Genomic DNA, 19,685 nt, shown 5'->3' with positions numbered 1-19,685 from the left:
GCCACGCCGTGTCAACAACGCTCATGGGCACTACACCTAGCTCAGGAAACCGGTGATCGACTCGCGCAGACCCGCGGGGTCGAGGCCGTGCCACCGCGCATGGTCCGCCGGGGTCCCATAACGCCGCTGCTCCGCGCGGCCCACGCCGAGGTGCAGCTCCCGATGAGGTACGTCGGACAGGGCCGCTGCCACCAGCCGGCTCGACGTGCCGGCCAGGTACGGCTCGACCACGACAACCTCGCGGCTCACCAGCTCCCGCAGCCCGCGACCGTCCAGCGGCCGAGGTGTCATCGTGTACGCCACGGTGACGTCCAGGTCCCGCGTCGCGTCGAGCACCGGGTCGAGCATCGGCCCGACCGCAAGCACCACCGGGGCGCCGGCCCAGCCGCGGCGCATCACCTGCAGGTCGCTTGTGGGGGCGTACCCCTGGCTGTTCTGCTGGGTGGAAAGGCGCACGTAGACCCGGTCGTCGTTCGTGGCCGCCGCACGCAGCACCGCCGCCACCTCGTCCGGGTGACCCGGCACGTGCACGGTCCACCCCTCGAGCGTGTCCAGCAGGGCAACGTCCCCGGACGACTGATGGGTGTAACCCTCAGCCGACGCGTCGTAGGAAGCACCGATGCTGACCAGCACCGCCCCGGTGTCCTGATGCCCGAAGTCCAGCTTGATCTGCTCATAGGCCCGATCGATGACAAACGGCGCGTACGAGTGCACGAACGGCCGCAGCCCGGTCAGCGCGAGCCCACCGGCCACCCCGGCCATGAGCTGCTCCCGAATGCCGACGTTGAGCACCCGGTCAGGATGTTTCCGCTGCGCAGGCCGGAACGCGTCCGTGGAGATGTCAGCGAGCACCACGGCGGTCCGCGGATCCTCGTCGAGCAGCGCACTGGTGGTGGCAACGAAGGTCTCCCGCACGGTCCTCAGCCCTTCTTCTCAACAGCGGCAACAACAACATGCGGCCGATCCCGGTCCTTCTCCGACAGGGCATGCTCAATGGCGTCGTGATCACGTCCATCCACGATGGAGGTCGTCCATCCGGGGAACCGGCTCGCGATCCCACCCGGCCAGCCGTGTGTCGAGGACTGGTTGTCGATCACGATGGCCGTGAGCGAACGAATCCTTGCCGCGGCGGCGTAGGCGATAGCTTCGTGATTGGAACCCTCGTCCAGTTCGGCGTCACCGACCAGCACAAACGTCCGCGAATCAAAACCCTGCGCACGCAGCCCCAACGCGGTGCCGACGGCCAGGCCCAGCCCGTGCCCGAGCGACCCGGTGCCGATCTCAACACCGGGAATCAGCACGCGGTCCGGATGATGACCGAGGTGGCTGTCGGCGCCCCCGAGATCGTCGAGCCAGTCGACAGGAATGAACCCGTTGGCGGCGAGGACGGCGTAATAGGCGGCCGGCCCATGCCCCTTGGACAACAGGAACCGGTCCCGGTCCGGCTCGTCCACGGTCTCAGGAGTGACCCGCAAAATGCGGTCGTAGAGCACCCAGAGCACATCAAGCGTCGAAAACGCACTGGGCGCGTGCTTCTCATCGCCGGTCACGCGGGTCAGCAGCGTGCCCAGCAGGTCTGGCCTTACAGCTGTGACGGTCATATTCTCAGACTGCAAGTTAAAGTTCACTTCAACTCAAGGACGTTCGAAGTGGAACTCCTCACCATCGGCGACATGGCCGCCCGCAGCGGCGTGTCCCCATCGGCGCTGCGCTTTTACGAACGCGAAGGGTTGATCCGCTCTACGCGTACCGGAGGGAATCAGCGCCGGTACGAACGGCATGAGCTGCGGCGAATCGCGTTCATCCGGATCGCTCAGCAGGTCGGAGTGTCACTGGAGGAGATCCGTTCCGCGCTCGCAACTCTCCCGGAGAGCCGGACGCCTACGAAGGCGGACTGGGCCCGGCTGTCGGCCCGGTGGCGTCGCAAGCTCGAGGACCGTATCGCCATCATGGAACGGCTCCGCGATCAGCTGACGGGTTGTATCGGCTGCGGCTGCCTCAGCCTGCAACGCTGCAACCTCATCAACCCCGAAGACCGCCTCGCGGAACGCGGAAAGGGCCCTCAGATGATCCTCAACCCTCCGGCATGAAGGAGGGGCTGATCGTCACCGTGCCGTTGGACCCCGAAGAGGGGGCCACGCATGCGTTTGCGCAGGTGGTCGGCTTCCTCCCGGTCGGCGGTGTCCTCGTGGTGCATCCGGAGACGAGTGCCGGCGTCTACGCCCCAGAGGACCTCACCGTGCAGGACCCGAGGTCCGTCCCGCCGGCGATCCTCGCCGCCATCGTGAAACGAACGAGCATCCAACCGCTCGGATGACGGTCGCGAGATGTTTTCGGGCGGGCCTTTGTCGCGCAGGTCGAAGCAGCAGGCTGGCCCGCTATCGCGGGCGTAGGTCAGCGAGCACTTCGGTGAGCACGGCTGTCAGCTCAGCCGAACGCGCCGTGAGATCCGCCTCGCCGCCGATCACTCCTTCGACAAGCATGCTCACGCTCACGATCGCATTGCCTGAGCAGGCGTAGGTCCGTACGGCTGGGCCATCGGCGCCCTTCTTCACCCGATCAACAATGGCTATGCCACCGTCCGCGACGCCCTGCAATGGCACAACGATGTGGCCGAGCGGTCGAAGCTTGCTCTCGGTCTCTCGCATCTCGGCGCATCTGTTGGCGGTCGGATCAGCGCGGTTGATGTCGACTTCGACGATTCGGATCCTGCCGGTGTAGAGCCAGGCCCGATGGAACCGGGCGGCATCATTGATCCAGTCCTGGCTTTCAAAAGGGCTGTTCGTCCTGTGTACGGCGCCGGAGATCTCAGGCGCTTCACCGGCCACTGAATACCAAGGTGGACCGGCTGCCGCAGGCGAGGACGCCGTGGCAGCCGTGCCGGTCGCCGGACCGCTGGCAACGGCGGATACTGTCGCGTCACCCTCCGGCACCGAAGCAGCATTCGGCCCGCAGCCTCCAACTGCCACCGAAGAGAGCACCCCCACCGCAAGCCAGCGCATTCGTTTCGGCATTTCCGCGATCATGATCGTTACCCAGCTCTGAGTGCAAGGGCGTCATCACGGCGTGAGGCGGGCCGAGCTCCGGCCTTCCGATGCGGCAGCCCGCAGCTGCGCCGCAGCGGCCGGCAGCGCGGTCCGGAAGGTCGGGTACGAACGCCTACCGCTATCCGACCTTCCGGACCGCCTGCGATGCGGTCTTTTATCCTCGCCGCAGACTCGCCTGGTCTTCGTGACCCCTTAGCCGAGGGGCGGCGGGGTGGGGAAGGCCGGCGGGGTGTCCTCCGGGTCGGTGCCGGGGTCGATGGTCGGTGGGGTGATGGTCGGCTGAGTGGTCGGCGGCGGTGTCGGTGGGCCGGTCGTCTCGGTCGGAGGAGCCGTCGGCGACGCGGGGCCGGGCCGCGTCGGGCTGGTAGGCACGGTCGTGGGCGGAACCGCCGCGGCGCCCTTGACCCACACCTGCAGGCTGCTGTTGGCGATGCGGAGCTCGGAGGCGTTGCACTTCACGACCGCGCCGGTGGTGGCTTTGCGGAAGGTGATTGCCATGCTTCGCGTGGTCAGCGCCGCCCCCGCGTCGTAGCGACCGGCGTAGGCGTCATCTTCGTCGACCGTGAACGTTCCGATGGTGCCGAGCGGCGTGAAGCCGACCGTGAGGATTCCCGTGCTCGAGGAGCAGGAGACCGAGCCGAGTCCGCTGCTCTGGAATGTCGCGTTGTTGAGGACACCCCAGCGCTGCGCCGCGGTGTCGTAGCGGACGACGCCGAAACGCTCTTCGACCGGTGGTGGGACAACGACGTCGAGGGCCTTCGGTGGGGTCGAGGAGGCGGCTGCGACCGAGATCGGCACGATGGCGGCCACTCCGACGAGGGCGGTCAGGGGTAGGACGAGGCTTCGCCTCATATGGCGGGCTCCTTCAACAAGATGCGGGTAGGAAGAACGCACGGTAACAACCTGGCCACGACTACACAGTGGACCAATGGGTCGAACCCGTCGCCAATCGGCTTTCCGCCTGGTGGGTCAGGGCAGGAGCAGGATCTTTCCGATGTGGTCGCTGCTCTCCATCAGGCGGTGGGCCTCGGCGGCCTCGCTCATCGCCATGGTGCGGTCGATGATCGGGCGGATGGTGCCCGCGCCGACCAGGGGCCAGATGCGTTCGTGGACGCCGCGGACGATGCGGGCCTTGTCGGGGATCGGGCGGGCGCGGAGGGTCGCGGCGGAGATCGACCCGCGTTTGGTCATCAGGGCGCCGAGGTCGAACTCGCCGCGGCGGCCGCCCTGCATGCCGATGATGGCGATGCGGCCGTCGGGGGCGAGGGCCGCGACGTTCTTGTCGAGGTATCTGGCGCCGATGATGTCGAGGATGACGTTGGCGCCGCGGCCGTCGGTGAAGTCGCGGGTGGCCTCGACGAAGTCGGTGCTGGTGTAGTCGATGGTCAGGTCGGCGCCGAGATCTTTGAGCTGCGCGTGCTTGGACTCGCGGGCGGTGGCGATCACGGTGGCGCCGAGGGCCTTGCCGAGCTGGATGGCGAAGGTGCCGATGCCACCGCCGCCGCCGTGGACCAGCAGGGTTTCGCCCTGGCGGAGGCGGGCGATGTCGACGACGTTGGACCAGACCGTGCAGGCGACCTCGGGCAGGGCGGCCGCCTCCTGCAGGGAGAGCCCTTGCGGGATGGGCAGCAACTGGCCCGCGGGCACTGCGACCTGCTCTGCGTAACCACCGCCGGCAAGCAGGGCACAGACACGCTCGCCCACGTGGTGGCCGGTGACGCCCGGGCCCACAGCGGTGATCACGCCGGAGCATTCGAGGCCCGGGTAGGGCGGGGCGCCCGGGGGCGGTGGGTAATGGCCCTGACGCTGCATCACGTCGGCCCTGTTGACCGCGGAGGCGGTCACCTCGACGACCACCTCACCCTCGGCGGGTGTGGGGTCCGGGACCTCGGCCCAGGTGAAGCTGCCGGGCTGCTCGATCGTGATCGCGTGCATACCGACAGCTTGCCCGACACGTACGACAAAAAACGGGGAAGGCCCGCGGGCGGCACCCACCGCTGCCCGCGGGCCTTCCGATCCGGAGGCGTCAGCCCTTGTACGCCGAAATGATCTTCGTGAACTCGTACGCGGACTGCGAAACGCCACTGCAGGTGTCGTCGTTCGGGTACGCGCCGGAGCACTGCCGGTCGCGGTTCAGCGACCAGAAGGTGAGCCGGGCGATCTGGTGCTGCTGTGCGTACGCGGTGATGGCCCGCATGTTGTCCAGCGACACGACGGCCTTCTCGTCCGTGATGCCGTTCATGGACGAGATGCCCACGTGCCGGTACGCGTCCGCGTCGCTGTAGCCGTACGCGGTCTTGAGCTTGTTCTTGAGGGCGTCGGCGGCCTGGATCGTGAGGGATCCCTGGTTGCCGGTGGTGTTGCCCCAGTCGAAGGTCATGATGCCCCAGCCGTCGACCTGCAGGCCGGCGCCCGCCGCGCGGTTGATCAGCGAGTTGTCCGGGCCGCTCGTGCCGCTCCCGAGCGTGATGTAGGTCGTGATCCCGGGGTTGTTCGCCTTGACAATCTTCAGGGCGTCGACGGTCTTCTGCTGGTCCGCCGGCGTGTTGTAGGGCGTGCCCTCGATGTCGATGTCGATCGCCTTGAGGCCATAAGCGTTGATGACCTTCTGGTACGCCCCGGCGAGCGCCGTCGCGCTGGTGCAGTAGTGCTCGAGCCACGGCCCGGCCGCGCCGCCGAAGGAAATGACGACGTCACCGCCGTTCGCGCGAATGGTGTTGATCGCGGTCTGGTCGGCACCGCCGGTCAAAGGGCGGCTGCCGTCCCATTTCGGGTCGCAATTACCGCTGTTGAGCATGAACGCCATCGTGAACCAGGTGACGCCCGTTGCGTTCTTGACGGTGGTGAGGTTCGGCGGGTTGCCCCAGCCGGTGTAGTAGTACGGCGCGACCGCCTTGGCACCCGGGCCACCAGTCGTGGGAGGAGGCGTTGTGCCACCACCGCCACCACCAGCAGCTGTTGTCCACTTCTGGTTTGCCGCACCCGTACAGGACCAGATCTGGAGTTTGGCGCCGTTGGCCGTGCTGTTGTCCTTGACGTCGAGGCATTTGCCCGACGCGGTGTTGACCAGGGCGCCGTTGCTGACGGTCCACTTCTGGCTGGCCACGGTGTCGTAGCAGTCCCAGAGGTGCACGGTTCCGCCGTCTGCCGTGGAATTGTTCGCCACGTCGAGGCATTTGCCGCGGCCCTGGATCGAGCCGTTGTCGGCAATCGTCCAGGACTGGTTCGGGCCGCCCGAACAGGTCCAGAGCTGCGGCAGATTGCCGTTGGCGGTCGAACCGTCGGTCACGTCGAGGCATTTGCCACCGAGACCGGTGATCGTGCCGGTCGTCGCAGCCATGGCATTGGTGACGCCGGCGACGCCCAGAGCGCCGACCACTCCGGCTATGGCGAGAAAAGCTGTCCGGCGCTTCATGCGGGCACGTTCCACTTCTGGTTGGCGGCACCGGTGCAGGTCCAGATCTGCAGCTTGGCGCCGTTCGCGGTGTTGCTGTCCTTGACGTCCAGGCACTTGCCGGACGCGGTGTTCACCAGGGTCCCGTTGCTCGCGGTCCACTTCTGGCTGGCGACGGTGTCGATGCAATCCCAGAGGTGCACAGCCGCACCGTTCGCGGTCGAATTGCCCGACACGTCGAGGCACTTCCCGAGGCCCCGAATGGTGTTGTCACTGCCGACGGTCCAGGTCTGATTCGGGCCGGCCGTGCAGGTCCAGAGCTGCGGCAGATTGCCGTTGGTGGTCGAGCCGTCGGTCACGTCCAGGCACTTTCCGCCCAGACCCGAGATCGACCCCGTCTTCTGTACGGGCGGAGTAGTGCCACCCTGCGAGCCACCCCAGGTGAACGTGGCCGAAGTTTTCGTCGGCAGGCTGTACACAAAGGACTGCCCGCCCCAGTTCACCTTCACGGTCTGCGCACTGCCACTGGTGTTGTACGCGATCAGCGCCTTCGACCCGTCGGTGTTCTTCCACGCGACGTTCTTCACGGTCGAATTGGCGGTGGAATCGACCCGCACCGCACCCGGCTTCACGAACTTCGTCAGGTGCCCCATCGTGTAGTACTCGATGGTGTAGTCGACCTGTCCGCTGCGCCCGTCCCCGTTGTGCACGGTGACCAGGCCGGTGCAGGTGCCGCAGCCGCCGTTGTGCGGACCCATGTTCTGGTCGACGGCAAGACTCCACTTGGTCCACGACCGGGCCCAGTTCCGCGTGTAGTCGATGAGGTTGTTCATGTCCTCGGCCTGCTGATTGCCGACCCAGGTGCCACCGGAGTGCTCGGTGAAATACTGGTTCATGGACGGGTACTGGTTGCGTACCGTGGTGGCCTTGGAAGGATCGCCGCCGTAACCGTGCCAGCCGACCCCGCCGAAATTGGGGTGGTTCCGGATCGCGGCGTCGTTGACGAGCGGCGCGCCCCAGGTGTCGTAATCGCTGTAATTCCAGTCGTGCACCAGCAGCTTCGTGCTGAGACCGGCCGCCTGCAAAGCCGGGAGCAGGTCATTCTTGGCGAACGACTGCAGGCCCGAAACACTCCACTGCATGGACGGATAACCGGGACAGCAACCCGGCTCGTTCTGCTCGGTGACGTAATTGATGCGTACGCCCTGAGCCTCGTACCCCTGGATGTACTTCACGAAGTACTGCGCGTACGCCTTGTAGTACTCGGCTTTGAGGTACCCCTGGTCGTAGCTGTTGTTGTCCTTCATCCAGGACGGCGCCGACCAGGGCGAGCCCATGACGAGCAGGTTCGGATTGAGGCTCTTCGCCTGCTTGGTCAGAGCCATCACGTCGACATCCCGGCTCAGCGAGAAGTCGTTGACGTCACAGCACGTGCCGTCGTAGGAGTAGCTGGACCGGGCGAGATCCGACGAACCCATGACGTTGCGGGTCGCGCTGACGCCGATGCCGGCGGTCGGACTGAACAGCTTCGTCATGACTTCGTTGCGCGTGGCCGCCGACAGCGCGCCGCTGCCGTTGATGAGCCAGGCCGCGGTGTCAGTGAACGAGGCGCCCGCACCCTCGAACGTCTGGTACGTGGTGTTCTCGTTCACGGTGATCGTCTGGTTGGCGCTGCCGCTGCTGCCCGCGAAGTTGATCGGGGTCTGCTGCTGCAGGCCACGGGTGACGGTTCGGCCGCCCCCGTCACTGGTGGTGGTCAGATAGACGTTGACCTGCTCGTTCGCGGCAAACGCACTCGGGGCGAGCACGATGCCGGCACCGACGCCGACCAGGGCGGCAGTGACAAGGGCGGCTTTTCTACGGGTGGACAAAGTGGGGACTCCCTTGACCGAAGGTGGGGGCCTGGCCGGGATAGGTAAGGCAGCGAACAATAAACACCGCGGTCTATACCGTGTCAACTCTCCGGCCCGCGCTCAGAGGCCCTGTTTCCGCAGCTCAGGCGCCTGTTAAGAGACTTAATATAAGTTTCGCTTAAGCGGCATCAGAGCCGTTGGCCGCATAACACAAATTGGACGCATTTGAGCCGATCGGGCGGCGTTTCTTAGGCCTCGCTTAGAGCCGTTGAGCTGCGCGGACGCGGTTGGGGCGACTGCACCGGCCACCGCCACTGATCTCCGAGAGGACCACTTAATGCAGCACAAGCGACCCTTCCGCTGGCGACGCGTACTCGGGCCGTCCGCGTTCGTCGCGGGTGCTCTGGCGGTGACCGTTGCCGGCTCACTCACCTGGGCATCGGCGTCGGACCGGCCGCACCGCAAGCGGGTCCAGGCCGCGCCTTCGGTGTCGGTCTCCGCTTCTTCGCCTACTTCGAGCCCGACGTCTTCAGCCTCGGCATCCCCGTCCGCTTCCCCGTCAGCTTCTTCGGAGGCCGGCTACATCTTGGCGCCCGAGCCTGTGACCGGGGTGAAGCCCTCGATCGAAGTGCCCGCGCACCGGATGTTGCATGAGTTCCAGGCGAACTGTGCGGTCAGCCGCACCAACCTGCCCGACGACCCGATCGTCTTCCCCAAGCTGCCCGGCGCCTCGCACTCCCACACGTTCATGGGCAACACCACCACGAACGCCGCGACAACCACCGAATCGCTCAGCGCCGGCGACACGAAGTGCCTGGCGGAGGGCGACCTGTCCGCGTACTGGATGCCGACCCTCTACAAGGGCGACGGGGCCATCAACCCGGTCGGCGCGCAGACGATCTACTACAAGACCGGCGTCAACGACTACACGTCCGTCCGGCCGTTCCCCACAGGCCTGCGCTTCGTCGTCGGCAACGCCAAGAACACCGACCCGGCCGCGTTCCTCAAAGCCACGGTCGAAGGCTTCGAATGCGGCGAAAGCTACAAGAACGCCGACTTCCCCGCATCCTGCCCGTCAACGGCCAGCACCCAGCTCAACATCCGATACCAGGCCCCGAGCTGCTGGGACGGCATCCACCTCGACATACCCGACCACCAGAGCCACATGGCGTACCCGACCATCAAAGCCCACCCGATCGGCGCCGCCTGCCCCGACGACCACCCGGTCGCCGTCCCGATGCTGGAGTTCAAAATGGCCTGGCCGGTCAACGGCGACATGTCGAAAGTCCGCTTCGCGAGCGGCGCCGGCTACACCTTCCACTACGACTTCATGAACGCCTGGGACCCCAAAACCCTCGAAGCTCTGGTCAAGGCCTGCATCAACACCGGCCGCCAATGCAACGCCCGCGGCTACGACGAACGCGAGCCGGCGTCCACAGCCGTCCTCAACGAGAACTACCAGCTCCCCTGACCTTGCACCCATCCCCCCACGGGCATGGGGTCTGGCCCGACGCGGGGGCGCGCCGCGCCAGACCCCATGTCCGTTCCGCCCCCCGTGCGCCGGTCTGGCAGACTGACCAAGCCACACCAGGAGGGCTCGCCTAGTGGCCGATGGCGCCGGTCTTGAAAACCGGTAAGGGAAACCTTCGTGGGTTCGAATCCCACGCCCTCCGCTCCGCACCCGAAAGAGGCCCCGCTGACTTGCGGGGCCTTCATCACCGATGGGCGAGTCTCACTGAGTCCCAGGTGAGCTAGCTACGGCTCACTGTTCGCCGCAAATACGCGGCAAAGTTTCGGCCGCGCCTACGTCTCGTCCTCCCTTCACCGCCGGGGCCCCGGCCAGCGCGCCGCCGGATCCTTAATGTGGCGCACTGTTGGTCAGGTGGATTGGGTGCTTTTGGAGGCTGAACAAGGCCTCGATCGGTTAGCTCCAGCATAGAGTTCCTGCTACCCGCTCGTCATCGGCTGGCAAATAAGTGGCGTCGGCTATTGGGAGTCCGGTAGCGTTCTGCAAAATCCCTCCTCCTTGGAAGCTGCGCAATGATTTTCGGTCACGTTACTGTAGAGAACTATCGCTCGATCGAACATTCAGGCGACATTAAACTCGGGCCGATTACCGTGCTCGTGGGGCGAAACAACTCGGGCAAGTCCTCGCTTATACGGGCTATGTATTTGCTCCAGCAGTCTGCTCCGTTTGCGGATAGTGATATTAGGCATGGCAGTGCGGTTATGCACTTAGTTTTGCAGTTGGTCGGCAAGCCTCGACTCAATCTAGCTAGCGGCGAAGAAGTTCCGCACCAGTATGGAGACGGAAAAATCGCCCTTTCAATGACCAATACGGGGCTCTCAAAGTTTGTTGCGGAAGATGATGACGAGAACACGATTGGATTGTCGCTCGCTTCCAGCGCAGAGCCCAACAACCTCATCTTCCCGGTTTTGTCGGGACGCCGACCGCATACGTTGCAGCAGCAGGTAAATCGCGTCAACGCCACCACGGTCGGGCACCAGGACTCATATGTATTCTCAAAGATAGCGGAGCTTCTCGCCAATGACCTTCCAGAATCACGACGCTTTCGCGACATTTGCAAGCGCGCGCTTGGTCTCAACTTCGGCGTAATCAACACTAGTAACAACAACCAGACTCTCGGGGTGAAAATTACTCGATATCAAGAGATTCTGATTGAAGCAATGGGTGCAGGATTGGCCGCGGCGCTGAATCTGATTGCGAGCTTGAGCACGGCAACCGGGCAGCTGTTCCTAATCGAAGAACCTGAGAATGATCTGCACCCGGCTGCCTTAAAGGTACTTCTCCGTGAGATCATCAATTCCAGTGATACTAATCAATTCGTTATCAGCACGCATAGCAATATTGTCCTCTCGGCTCTAGGTTCTATCCCAGATACCTCTGTTGTTGAGGTGACGAGCGACGACGGAGCAATCCCGACGTCTTCGTATACTGCGATCACTGACGCCGAATCCCGATTGCGCGTCTTGCGTGATCTTGGCTATGAACTATCTGACTTCGGACTAGGGCAGGGCTGGCTAATTTTCGAAGAATCTACCGCCGAGCTTTTGATTCGAAACTGGTTCATTCCGGTATTTGCTCCGTCCCTGGCAATCCTCCGTACGGTTGCCGCCTCCGGCGTGTCGCGAATTAGGCCGATGTTCCGCGATATCCAGGAAATGTTTCTTTTTGCCCACCTGGAGAAGATTTACAAGGGGCGTGTCTGGGTGATAGCGGACGGAGACGAGGCAGGCCGCGAAGCGACTGACCAACTCAAGAAGTCGTATAAGACATGGGATCCTAGTCACTTTGCCAATTGGGACAAGGACAACTTTGAGTTTTACTACCCATCCGACTTCGCCGAAGATGTGTCTCGGGTACTTGCGATAGGTGATGGGGTGAAGAAAAAGGCGGCGAAGGGCAAGCTCGTTGAGAAGGTTTGGGCATGGATACGTGCGGACGAAGCCAGAGCCCGGACTGCGTTCGAGTCTTCGGCCGCACCGGTCATCGACACATTGAGAGCGATTGAGAAGCAGATGCATGGTCTTGGAAGCGCGTGGAATCTATCAGAGGCGGTGGAAAAGGATAGCGAGCAAAGCCAGGCTCCTTTTTGAGCATTCCGGCGCTTGATCCTGTAATCTGCGCGTATTTTTCTGCCGCACAAGGGGTCACGTTGCGAACTGACAGCAGTCCACTATTAGGTACAGAGGTCCAGAGGGCGCCCAGCATTGTTGCTTTAATCGACGGTTCCCTAGTGGCGCGCACTTGCCCAGGTCAGCAAGGTTGCCGACCTGGGCAGGGCTGAGGGGACTCAGCACACCCGGCCCACCAATTGTCAGCGGGGTTTGTGCTCGGCTCACCTGTGGCAGGTGGCGAGACCAGACGGGCCTTCCTGCCTAGCGAAGGCTCGTATTCATAGCCATCGTGAAGTCCTCTTGCGAGGGAAGCGCCGCCTGCTTCGGTTGTCCTGTCGCTTCGTCGGAGAGGGGTGCACCTGCGCCATGCCTTGAAGGTGTGGGTGCTTACGGAGGAAACTTCGGTAGTCCGCGCGATTGGCGAATTCGATGGTCATCAAGTCGCCTGGTTTGAGGTTGCGCCCCGGGACAGGACCGGCGGTCGACTCTGTGATCCGGTAGGTCGCTACGAACTCGTTGGTTGCACGTCGACGTGGCTTCCAAGCTCCGATCCGACACCGAGAGGCTTTCCAGGCGGCTCCACTCAGAAAGCCGGCTGCGCGGATCACCTTCGTCAGCTTGCCGGGGCAGTCGGTGATGACCGCTGTCCACTCTTCCTCGTAAGCGGCCGCCACTTCGTGCTCTCCGACGGACCACAGGCGGGCGGCGAGGCGGACCATTAGCGCGGCAAGCCATGGGGCGACGTCGCAGAACTCATTCACCAAGGCGCCGGTGATGATGGAAACGCCGATGCCGATCCAGAAGGTGGTCACAGGTGACCTCCTTCGAGGGCCGGGCGGAGCGTCGCTCGAGTGGTTGCCGGGCGGCGTTCGGCGAGGAGGGCCTTGGCCCGTGTCGCGCCTTCGCCGGTGAGCTTGTAGTAGCGACGCCGCGGCTTGTTCGGCTCCGATGGGTCCGGCTCGGTGGGGAGGTCTTCCCACCGAGCCGTGATCCAGCCCATGCCGGTCAAGCGCTCCAAAATTTTGTAGACGGTAGGACCGCCGCGCTTGCTCTCTTTGATGATGGCCCAACCGTGGAGCTCGTTACCGCCGGCGGCTATGAACGTCGCGAGGACGTCCAGAAGCGGCGCCGTGATGCGCCCTGGCTGCTCGGTCATGGACTGAGTTTACTAGGTGAAACAAACCTAGGTGAAATAAGCAGTCAGAGGCGGGCGTGGCGGCGGGCCGCACCCGCCGAGGCCAGCAGCAACACGACAGGCACCGAAGCAGCAACCGCAACCGACGCCAACGCCGCCGGAATGTTCTGCAATGGCAGCTCCATGGGGATGAACACGAGCTGGATCAAGGCGCCGTTGAGGAGCAGTAGCCCCAACGCCATCGCGACCCGTTCGTCGACGGCCAGCCAGATCAGCCCACCAACAGCAAGACCCAGGAAAGCCCCGAAGCGAAGGATCCCCGCGATGTCGGGCAGCAGCTGGGCCAAACCCTGCTCGATCACAACAAGCAGAACAGGCACCACCGGCGCATACCGGAGCAGCCCCACAACCGGTGGCGGGCGGAGTTTCATCAGCGGCACGAGCAGGACCACCGCCAGCGGGAGCTGCCAGAAGTGGATCAGGTTCGGTATTTCGGCCAGCGCCACCAGGAATGCGACTGCGGCGAACAAACCCGCTGTGCGGTAGCGGCCCCGCAAGGCAGCGATCATGGCGTAAAGAGCGACGGCCAGCGCCGCGAGGATCAGGGCTGCTGGGCGGATGCGGTAGGCGAGGGTGATGGCCAGGTGCATCGTTGTGTCGGCGACGGCGTAGACGAGCAGCATCAGCGCGGCGGCCCGGCATGCGGCCAGCCAGCTCTGGCGGACGCTGCGGTGGGATCCGCGGCCGGCGCGGACGCGGAGGGCGCCCAGGACCAGGGCGAACAGTTCCCGGGGCGCAGGGTGTGCGCGGCCTTCCTCGGCCGAGGACAGCAGTGTGTCGAGGATTTCCGCACCTCGGGCGCGGCGGTATTCGGACGGGTAGAGGTGCAGGAGGCGGCTGTAGCGGAGTTCGAGGTCGTGGGTCATGCGAGGCCTGCCGCGGGGCGGGGGCGGCCGATGACCACGCGGGCTGCTTCGGCCAGGTGGGCGGCTTCAACCTGCAGGGCCGTGCGGCCTGTCGGGGTGAGGGCGTAATAGCGGCGGGCGCGGCCGTTCACGACTTCTTCGTTGGCGACGTGGATGAAGCCTTCTTCGGTCAGCCGGTCCAGGGCGGTGTAGAGGGTTCCCGTGGCCGGCTTGACCCGGCCCTGTGACAGGACCGAGGCCTGTTTGATGATCGCGTAGCCGTGCCGCGGCTCGTCCTGCAGTGCCGCGAGGATGAAGTACGTTGCCTCTCGCATCAGGTGACTATATATGTAGCTCAACTACTTATGCGAGCAGGCGGCGCGGGCCCGGTCCTTCGCGGCCGAGTTTGTCGTTCGGGTTGATCAGGGGGCAGCGGTCGATCGACATGCAGCCGCAGCCCACGCAGCCGGTGAAGTCGTTGCGGAGTTGTTCGAGGTGGCGCATGCGGCGGTCGAGTTCGGCCTGCCAGCATTCCGACACCCGCGCCCAGTCCTCGCGGGTCGGTGTGCGGTTGTCGGGGAGCAGGGCGAGGATCGCGCCGACTTCCTTCAGGGGGATGCCCACACGCTGGGCGATGCGGATGAACGCCACTCGGCGCAGTGTGTCGCGGCGGTAGCGGCGCTGATTGCCGGCGGTCCGGGTGCTCGCGATGAGGCCCTGGCGTTCGAAGAAGTGCAGCGCTGACACGGCGACGCCGCTGCGGGCGGCCAGTTCGCCGACGGACAACTCCATGGGGCGCGCCTTCCGATCGCTTGACCTCAACATTAGTTGGGGTTTTAGCGTTCGGGAAACACCGACCTAGGAGGACTCGTGGTTGCAAAGCCGCTCCGTATGGCCGTCATCGTTGCCAGTACCCGGGAGGGACGGTTTGGGCCGACTGTTGCTGCCTGGTTCGCCGGTGAGGCGCGTGGTCGAAGCGACCTGGAAGTCGACGTTGTCGACCTGGCCGACGAGGAGACCGTCACCGGACGACTCGGGCTCGCCGACGCCTTTGCGGTCGTGACGCCGGAGTACAACCACAGTTACCCCGCGCCGCTCAAGGCTGTGATCGACGCCCATCACAGCGAATGGCATGCCAAACCGGTCGGCTTCGTCTCGTACGGCGGCTTGTCCGGTGGGCTGCGCGCGGTCGAACATCTGCGGCCGGTTTTTGCCGAGCTGCATGCGGTCACCGTGCGCGACACCGTCAGTTTTCACGGCGGGCGGTACTGCTTCGGATCCGACGGGCTGCCCACGGATCCGTCCGAGTGCGGTGCCGCCGCGGGCCGTCTGCTCGACCGGCTGGCCTGGTGGGGAACGACCCTGCGCGAAGCCCGCGAGACCCGCCCCTACGTCACCGCCTGAGGAGAGCGAAGATGCAGCTCACCAGAGACTTTCCCGATCCTGCGCGCAAAGGCGTGGTGCTTTCCAGCGAGTACAGGCAGGAGAAGGTCGAAGAGATCCTCGAGCCCTGGACGAGCGCTCCCTGGCCGGCCGGGCTGCTCTCGTACTCGATCTACCAGGACGCGGACGGTGACCTCATCCGCGACTACTCACAGTGGACCGACGAGGAGGCACTGGACAATTCAGGGCGGGCCGGCGACAGATATCACCTCTACCGCGGCAGTAGATCCGAGGACGGGCGGGTGCCGGGGGCCATGGTTGCCGTCCGTGTCGACACCGACAGTGCGGAGCTCGCCCGTACCTGGGTGGATGCGGTTTTTGAGGCTCTGGAACGGGATCGGAACCTGCCGGCCGGTGGGATCGGGGCCTTTTTCCACATCAGCACCGACGGCCGGCAGGTCCTGAACTACGCCGAGTGGGAGACCGCCGAGGATCACCGCCGGGCTCTCGCGGCGAACAGCGGGTCGGTCTCGGCCGGCCCGCTGTGGGACCGGGTCCGGACCATGCCGGGGGTGCGCCAGGTCAGCGTCATCCGCTACGTCCTGCACGCCACGTTGGCCCCCTAGAGGCGGGCGGTGCTCACGGATTCGCCGAGGAGCACCGCCCCTGCCGTCTCGAGCACGTCGGTGCCGACCATCGCGTGCTGCGTCGCCACGTGCACGTCCCGGAAGTGGCGTTGCAGCGGGCTCGCGGCATAAACCGCACTGCCGCCGGCCGCGCGATAGACCAGGTCGACCGCTTGCGCCGCGTTGCGGGTCGCGGTCAGGACAGCCAGTCGCAGCCGGGCCCGCCGGTCCGGGTCCGTCCCGGTGGTCGCCACCTCTCCTTTCAGGTACGCCCAGCCGGCCCCTCGCAACGCCTCCGCTTCGGCGACCGCTGTGCGTACGGAAGGCTTCGCCGCGATCGCCTCACCCGTCACCGGGTTGCGTTTGCTCCGGGCCAGTTCGGCAAAGTCGTTGATCGCCGCGCGCGCGATCCCGAGCGCCACCGCCCCGATCCCGAGCGCCAGCAACCCCAACGGCGGAAACGTGTAGAGCGCCCCGCCCTGCACGGGTGCCGCCGCCAGCGAGAAGATCCGGTCGCCGGGGACAAACACGTCGACCGCCTCGATGTCGTGGCTGCCGGTGCCCCGCAATCCGGCGACGTCCCACGTGTCGTGAATGGTGAGCTCGCCCGCTGCCATGACAGCCAGCCGGACGTCGCCGGGGGCGACGATCACCCCGCCGACCAGCCAGGTCGCGTGGCGGCAGGCACTCGCGAAGGGCCAGCGGCCGGTGACCCGGAATCCGCCGTCCACGGGTACGGCCCGGCCCATCGGGGCGGCGACACCGGCGATCAGGAAGCGTGGGTCGGTCAGCAGGTCAGCGGCGGTGTCCTGCGGCAGGCGGCCCAGCGCCATCCCGGTCGCGGCGCCGATCATCGCGCACCAGCCCACCGAACCGTCCGCGGCGCCCAGCTCCTCGCAGACGTCGACGAGGTCGGACGGGCCGGCCTCGAGCCCGCCGGCGGCCCGGGGTGCGGCCAGCCGGAAGACCCCCAGGTCGGTGAGCCGTCCGATCAGGTGCGGAGGAACTTCCCGGTCGCGTTCGATCTGCGGGGCCAGTGCCCGGATCTCGGGAGTGAGCTTACGGACATCGTCGAGCAGCGAGAGCGGCATGACGCTCAGTATCTCGCGTGACCTGCACCCCCGAGGTCGCCATCATGGGTGAATCATGAGCAGCAGATTGCGGGCCATCGCCAAGGACACCGTGGAGATCGCCGAGCGGGGCTCGTACATCGACCCCGGCGGCCACCAGGTACGCATCGACGCCGGCCCCGCCATCGCGGGCACTCGCCTGTACCTGCCCGAGGACCCGCTGCCGGAGGGCCGGAGCGCCGGCAGCAACAGGATCGAGGTCACCGGCGAGTCCACGCTGATCGCCGCGCGACGGCTCGGTGGTGACGTCGCCGCGCTCGTATTTGCCTCGGCACGCAACCCCGGTGGTGGTTTCCTCAACGGTGCACAGGCCCAGGAAGAGAGCCTTGCGCGGGCGTCGGCGCTGTACCCGTGCCTGCGCGCAGCCGGTGACTTCTACGCCCATCACCGCGCGCAGACCGAGCTGACCTACACCGACCGCGTCATCTACTCGCCCGCGGTGCCGGTGTTCCGCGACGACAAGGGGACGCTGCTCACGGAGGCGTACCCGGTCACGTTTCTGACCTCGGCCGCCCCGAACCTGGGGGCGATCCGGCGCAGTCAGCCGCACCTGGCCGCGGACGTTCCGGCGATCTTGCATCGTCGTGCGGTGCGAGTGCTTGCTGTTGCCGCTGCGCACGGGCATCGGCGGATCGTGCTCGGCGCCTGGGGATGCGGCGTTTTTGCCAACGACCCTGCGACGGTGGCCGAGGCCTTCCGGCTGGCGCTGGAGCAGCAGCCGATGGACGAGGTGGTGTTCGCTGTCCTCGGCCCCAACCGTGACGCCTTCACGAGGGTGTTCTGATCGCGCCGAGCAGGAACGACTTCTCCGCCTCGTTGGCGGTGAGACCGGCAGCGGTCTCGTAGGCGACGCGGGCCTCGTCCGTCCGGTCCAGCCGGCGCAGCAGGTCCGCGCGGATCGCGTGGAACAGGTAGTACCGGTCCAGGTCGAGTCCGTCGACCACCGCGAGCGCAGCGCCCGGGCTCACCACCTCGGCCATCGCCACGGCGCGGTTGAGCGCCACGACCGGTGTGGGCGCGACGAGCAGCAACTGGTCGTAGAGGTGCAGGATCGCGGCCCAGTCGGTCGTCGAGACGTCCCGCGCGGCGCTGTGCACGGCGTTGATCGCGGCCTGCAGCTGGTACGGGCCGGGGCGTCCACGGCGCACGCAGTCGCGTACCAGATCTTGGCCCTCCGCGATCAGCGCGGCATCCCATCGGGACCTGTCCTGGTCCCGCAGCCGCACCATTGCGCCGTCCACAGTGGTGCGTGCTGCCCGGCGCGACAAAATGAGCAGTAGCAACGCAAGCAGACCCTGCACCTCGGGATCGTCCGGCATCATTTCCCGGAGCATTCGTGCGAGTCGCAGCCCTTCCGCGCACAGATCGTCGCGGACGAGTGCGGCGCCGGAACTGGCGGCGTACCCCTCATTGAAGATCAGGTAGACGACGGCCAGGACCGGCCGCAAACGGTCCGGGAGTTCGGCCGGGCCTGGGACCCGGTACGGGATCCCGGCGTCCCGGATCTTGCCCTTGGCACGGACGATGCGCTGCGCGATGGTCGGCTCCGGCACCAGGAACGCGCGGGCGATCTCCGGGGTGGTGAGCCCGCCGAGCAGCCGCAGCGTCAGCGCGACCTGCGCCGGCTGCCCGAGTGCGGGATGGCAGCACGTGAAGATCAGCCGGAGCCGGTCGACCGGGTCCTCGACCGGTTCGGCGGAGAACAGCAGCGCCGCCTGCGCCTCCTTGGCACCACGAGCCGACTCGCGTCGCAGCCGATCGACCGCCCTGTTCCGGGCCGTGGTGATGATCCATCCGGCCGGGCTGGGTGGCACACCGTCGGCCGTCCAGCGCTCGGTCGCCACCACGAACGCCTCCTGGACGGCGTCCTCGGCCAGGTCGAGGTCACCGAGGACGCGGGTCAGCACCGCCACGGCCCGGCCGTACTCGGAGCGGAAAACGTCGGTCAGGCGTGAAATGGCCGTACCTCGATCGGGAGGGAGGTCACCGCCGCCATCCGCTCGCCCCATTTCAGGGCGGTGGCCAGGTCGGGAGCGGTGATCACCGTGAAGCCGCCGAGATGCTCCTTGCCCTCCAGGAACGGTCCGTCGGTCAGCAGGAAGCCGTCGCCGGAGGCCCGGACCACCCGGGCCGTGCCCGGCGTGTCGAGTCCGGCGGAAAACACGAACGCGCCGGTGTCCTCGAGTTCCTGGTTCAAAGCGTCAAGATCGCGCATGATCGGTTCCAGTTGTTCCGGCGGGGGTGGCGGCCCGTCCGGTTGAAAGATGCTGATCAGGTACGTCTTCAAGGAGGATCCTCTCGAGGAAAATTCACTTGTCGTGCGGCGGATCACGCCGGGGCCGGAGCATTTTTTTCTGTTCCGCACAACGGCACGGCGAATGTGTGTTGGCATGGTCGACGGAATTACCAATATTGCCTGGGTTCCCATTGTCGCCGCTCAACGGGTGACAACCGGCACGGCAGCACCACGGGCCGCACCGAATTGGGATTCGCGCGAGAGCCCCGGGCCGAACTCGGAGGCTTCGCTGTCCCGTCCGTCCACCGGCCGTGTCCTGGCCGCCGGCGCCCTCGCG

22 protein-coding genes and 1 tRNA gene are annotated in these 19,685 nt (G+C 65.9%); 8 read left to right on the top strand and 15 right to left on the bottom strand.

From position 1 onward, the window contains the following. Positions 1–36: 36 nt before the first annotated feature. Together AFR_RS42565 and AFR_RS42560 are read right to left on the bottom strand one after the other, a co-directional pair. Positions 37–915 (bottom strand): transketolase family protein, encoded by an 879-nt coding sequence (locus AFR_RS42565; RefSeq protein ID WP_023563053.1) that lies wholly within the window; start codon positions 913–915, stop codon positions 37–39. A 5-nt stretch (positions 916–920) separates the two neighbouring features. Beyond that, the gene (locus AFR_RS42560) at positions 921–1,601 is read right to left on the bottom strand and encodes a thiamine pyrophosphate-binding protein (RefSeq protein ID WP_041843439.1); all 681 of its coding nucleotides are present in this window, start codon (positions 1,599–1,601) and stop codon (positions 921–923) included. Positions 1,602–1,649: 48 nt separating this feature from the next. Here AFR_RS42560 and soxR (AFR_RS42555) point away from each other — a divergent pair, with 48 nt between their 5' ends. Together soxR (AFR_RS42555) and AFR_RS42550 are read left to right on the top strand one after the other, a co-directional pair. Then, positions 1,650–2,090, top strand: coding sequence for a redox-sensitive transcriptional activator SoxR (soxR, locus tag AFR_RS42555; protein WP_023563051.1), 441 nt, complete (start codon positions 1,650–1,652; stop codon positions 2,088–2,090). After that, a complete protein-coding gene (locus AFR_RS42550) occupies positions 2,087–2,317 on the top strand; it encodes a hypothetical protein (RefSeq protein WP_023563050.1) in 231 nt (76 codons plus the stop codon). Before soxR (AFR_RS42555) ends, AFR_RS42550 begins: the two co-directional genes overlap by 4 nt. Before the next feature lie 61 nt (positions 2,318–2,378). Here AFR_RS42550 and AFR_RS42545 read toward each other — a convergent pair whose 3' ends face one another. The 5 genes from AFR_RS42545 to AFR_RS42525 form a co-directional block, all read right to left on the bottom strand. Beyond that, positions 2,379–3,026 (bottom strand): hypothetical protein, encoded by a 648-nt coding sequence (locus AFR_RS42545; protein ID WP_148308230.1) that lies wholly within the window; start codon positions 3,024–3,026, stop codon positions 2,379–2,381. A gap of 213 nt (positions 3,027–3,239) precedes the next feature. Further along, complete coding sequence (locus AFR_RS42540; protein ID WP_023563048.1) at positions 3,240–3,899, bottom strand: hypothetical protein; 660 nt, start codon at positions 3,897–3,899, stop codon at positions 3,240–3,242. Positions 3,900–4,016: 117 nt separating this feature from the next. Then, positions 4,017–4,982 (bottom strand): NAD(P)H-quinone oxidoreductase, encoded by a 966-nt coding sequence (locus AFR_RS42535; protein ID WP_023563047.1) that lies wholly within the window; start codon positions 4,980–4,982, stop codon positions 4,017–4,019. Positions 4,983–5,073: 91 nt separating this feature from the next. Next, the gene (locus tag AFR_RS42530; RefSeq protein WP_041841587.1) at positions 5,074–6,462 is read right to left on the bottom strand and encodes a ricin-type beta-trefoil lectin domain protein; all 1,389 of its coding nucleotides are present in this window, start codon (positions 6,460–6,462) and stop codon (positions 5,074–5,076) included. Continuing rightward, positions 6,459–8,312, bottom strand: a complete 1,854-nt coding sequence (locus AFR_RS42525) for a ricin-type beta-trefoil lectin domain protein (RefSeq protein ID WP_023563045.1) — start codon at positions 8,310–8,312, stop codon at positions 6,459–6,461. Before AFR_RS42525 ends, AFR_RS42530 begins: the two co-directional genes overlap by 4 nt. 592 nt (positions 8,313–8,904) lie before the next feature. Between AFR_RS42525 and AFR_RS42520 the strand changes: the two genes are divergently transcribed. From AFR_RS42520 to AFR_RS45700, 3 genes are all read left to right on the top strand, one after another. Continuing rightward, positions 8,905–9,765: a DUF1996 domain-containing protein gene (locus tag AFR_RS42520; RefSeq protein WP_023563044.1), complete on the top strand. Its 861-nt coding sequence runs from the start codon at positions 8,905–8,907 to the stop codon at positions 9,763–9,765. Positions 9,766–9,884: 119 nt separating this feature from the next. Continuing rightward, positions 9,885–9,967: transfer RNA gene (locus tag AFR_RS42515), tRNA-Ser, on the top strand. Between the two features lie 367 nt (positions 9,968–10,334). Next, positions 10,335–11,912 (top strand): ATP-dependent nuclease, encoded by a 1,578-nt coding sequence (locus AFR_RS45700; protein ID WP_023563043.1) that lies wholly within the window; start codon positions 10,335–10,337, stop codon positions 11,910–11,912. Positions 11,913–12,211: 299 nt separating this feature from the next. On the opposite strand, the gene AFR_RS46580 is transcribed toward AFR_RS45700, so the two are convergent. Genes AFR_RS46580 through soxR (AFR_RS42495) form a run of 5 tightly spaced genes read right to left on the bottom strand, consistent with a single transcriptional unit; the run spans position 12,212 to position 14,765 of the window. Continuing rightward, the gene (locus AFR_RS46580; RefSeq protein ID WP_023563042.1) at positions 12,212–12,745 is read right to left on the bottom strand and encodes a hypothetical protein; all 534 of its coding nucleotides are present in this window, start codon (positions 12,743–12,745) and stop codon (positions 12,212–12,214) included. Further along, entirely contained in the window at positions 12,742–13,089 is a 348-nt protein-coding gene (locus AFR_RS42510) for a PadR family transcriptional regulator (protein ID WP_023563041.1), read from the bottom strand. The genes AFR_RS46580 and AFR_RS42510 overlap by 4 nt, the downstream gene beginning before the upstream one ends. A gap of 44 nt (positions 13,090–13,133) precedes the next feature. Further along, positions 13,134–13,994 carry a hypothetical protein gene (locus AFR_RS42505; protein WP_023563040.1) on the bottom strand — a complete coding sequence of 287 codons (861 nt, stop codon included), beginning with the start codon at positions 13,992–13,994 and terminating at the stop codon, positions 13,134–13,136. Further along, positions 13,991–14,308: a PadR family transcriptional regulator gene (locus tag AFR_RS42500; RefSeq protein WP_023563039.1), complete on the bottom strand. Its 318-nt coding sequence runs from the start codon at positions 14,306–14,308 to the stop codon at positions 13,991–13,993. Before AFR_RS42500 ends, AFR_RS42505 begins: the two co-directional genes overlap by 4 nt. Positions 14,309–14,336: 28 nt before the next feature. After that, complete coding sequence (gene soxR / locus AFR_RS42495) at positions 14,337–14,765, bottom strand: redox-sensitive transcriptional activator SoxR (RefSeq protein ID WP_023563038.1); 429 nt, start codon at positions 14,763–14,765, stop codon at positions 14,337–14,339. A 99-nt stretch (positions 14,766–14,864) separates the two neighbouring features. On the opposite strand from soxR (AFR_RS42495), the gene AFR_RS42490 reads away from it, so the two are divergent. Both AFR_RS42490 and AFR_RS42485 read left to right on the top strand, forming a co-directional pair. Beyond that, entirely contained in the window at positions 14,865–15,377 is a 513-nt protein-coding gene (locus tag AFR_RS42490; RefSeq protein WP_023563037.1) for an NADPH-dependent FMN reductase, read from the top strand. Between the two features lie 11 nt (positions 15,378–15,388). Next, a complete protein-coding gene (locus AFR_RS42485) occupies positions 15,389–15,982 on the top strand; it encodes an antibiotic biosynthesis monooxygenase (protein ID WP_023563036.1) in 594 nt (197 codons plus the stop codon). Here AFR_RS42485 and AFR_RS42480 read toward each other — a convergent pair. Continuing rightward, the gene (locus AFR_RS42480) at positions 15,979–17,073 is read right to left on the bottom strand and encodes an acyl-CoA dehydrogenase family protein (protein WP_023563035.1); all 1,095 of its coding nucleotides are present in this window, start codon (positions 17,071–17,073) and stop codon (positions 15,979–15,981) included. The genes AFR_RS42485 and AFR_RS42480 overlap by 4 nt on opposite strands. A 55-nt stretch (positions 17,074–17,128) precedes the next feature. Between AFR_RS42480 and AFR_RS42475 the strand changes: the two genes are divergently transcribed. Further along, positions 17,129–17,896 (top strand): TIGR02452 family protein, encoded by a 768-nt coding sequence (locus tag AFR_RS42475; RefSeq protein WP_041841584.1) that lies wholly within the window; start codon positions 17,129–17,131, stop codon positions 17,894–17,896. Here AFR_RS42475 and AFR_RS42470 read toward each other — a convergent pair. Both AFR_RS42470 and AFR_RS42465 read right to left on the bottom strand, forming a co-directional pair. Beyond that, the gene (locus AFR_RS42470; protein WP_148308229.1) at positions 17,880–19,121 is read right to left on the bottom strand and encodes an RNA polymerase sigma factor; all 1,242 of its coding nucleotides are present in this window, start codon (positions 19,119–19,121) and stop codon (positions 17,880–17,882) included. The two genes, AFR_RS42475 and AFR_RS42470, sit on opposite strands and share 17 nt — an antisense overlap. Beyond that, positions 19,058–19,444 (bottom strand): YciI family protein, encoded by a 387-nt coding sequence (locus AFR_RS42465; protein ID WP_238547211.1) that lies wholly within the window; start codon positions 19,442–19,444, stop codon positions 19,058–19,060. The genes AFR_RS42470 and AFR_RS42465 overlap by 64 nt, the downstream gene beginning before the upstream one ends. Positions 19,445–19,685: the final 241 nt, after the last annotated feature.

Source organism: Amorphoplanes friuliensis DSM 7358, from assembly GCF_000494755.1.
Classification (GTDB): Bacteria; Actinomycetota; Actinomycetes; order Mycobacteriales; family Micromonosporaceae; genus Actinoplanes; species Actinoplanes friuliensis.
This window is presented reverse-complemented; position numbering and strand designations above follow the sequence as displayed.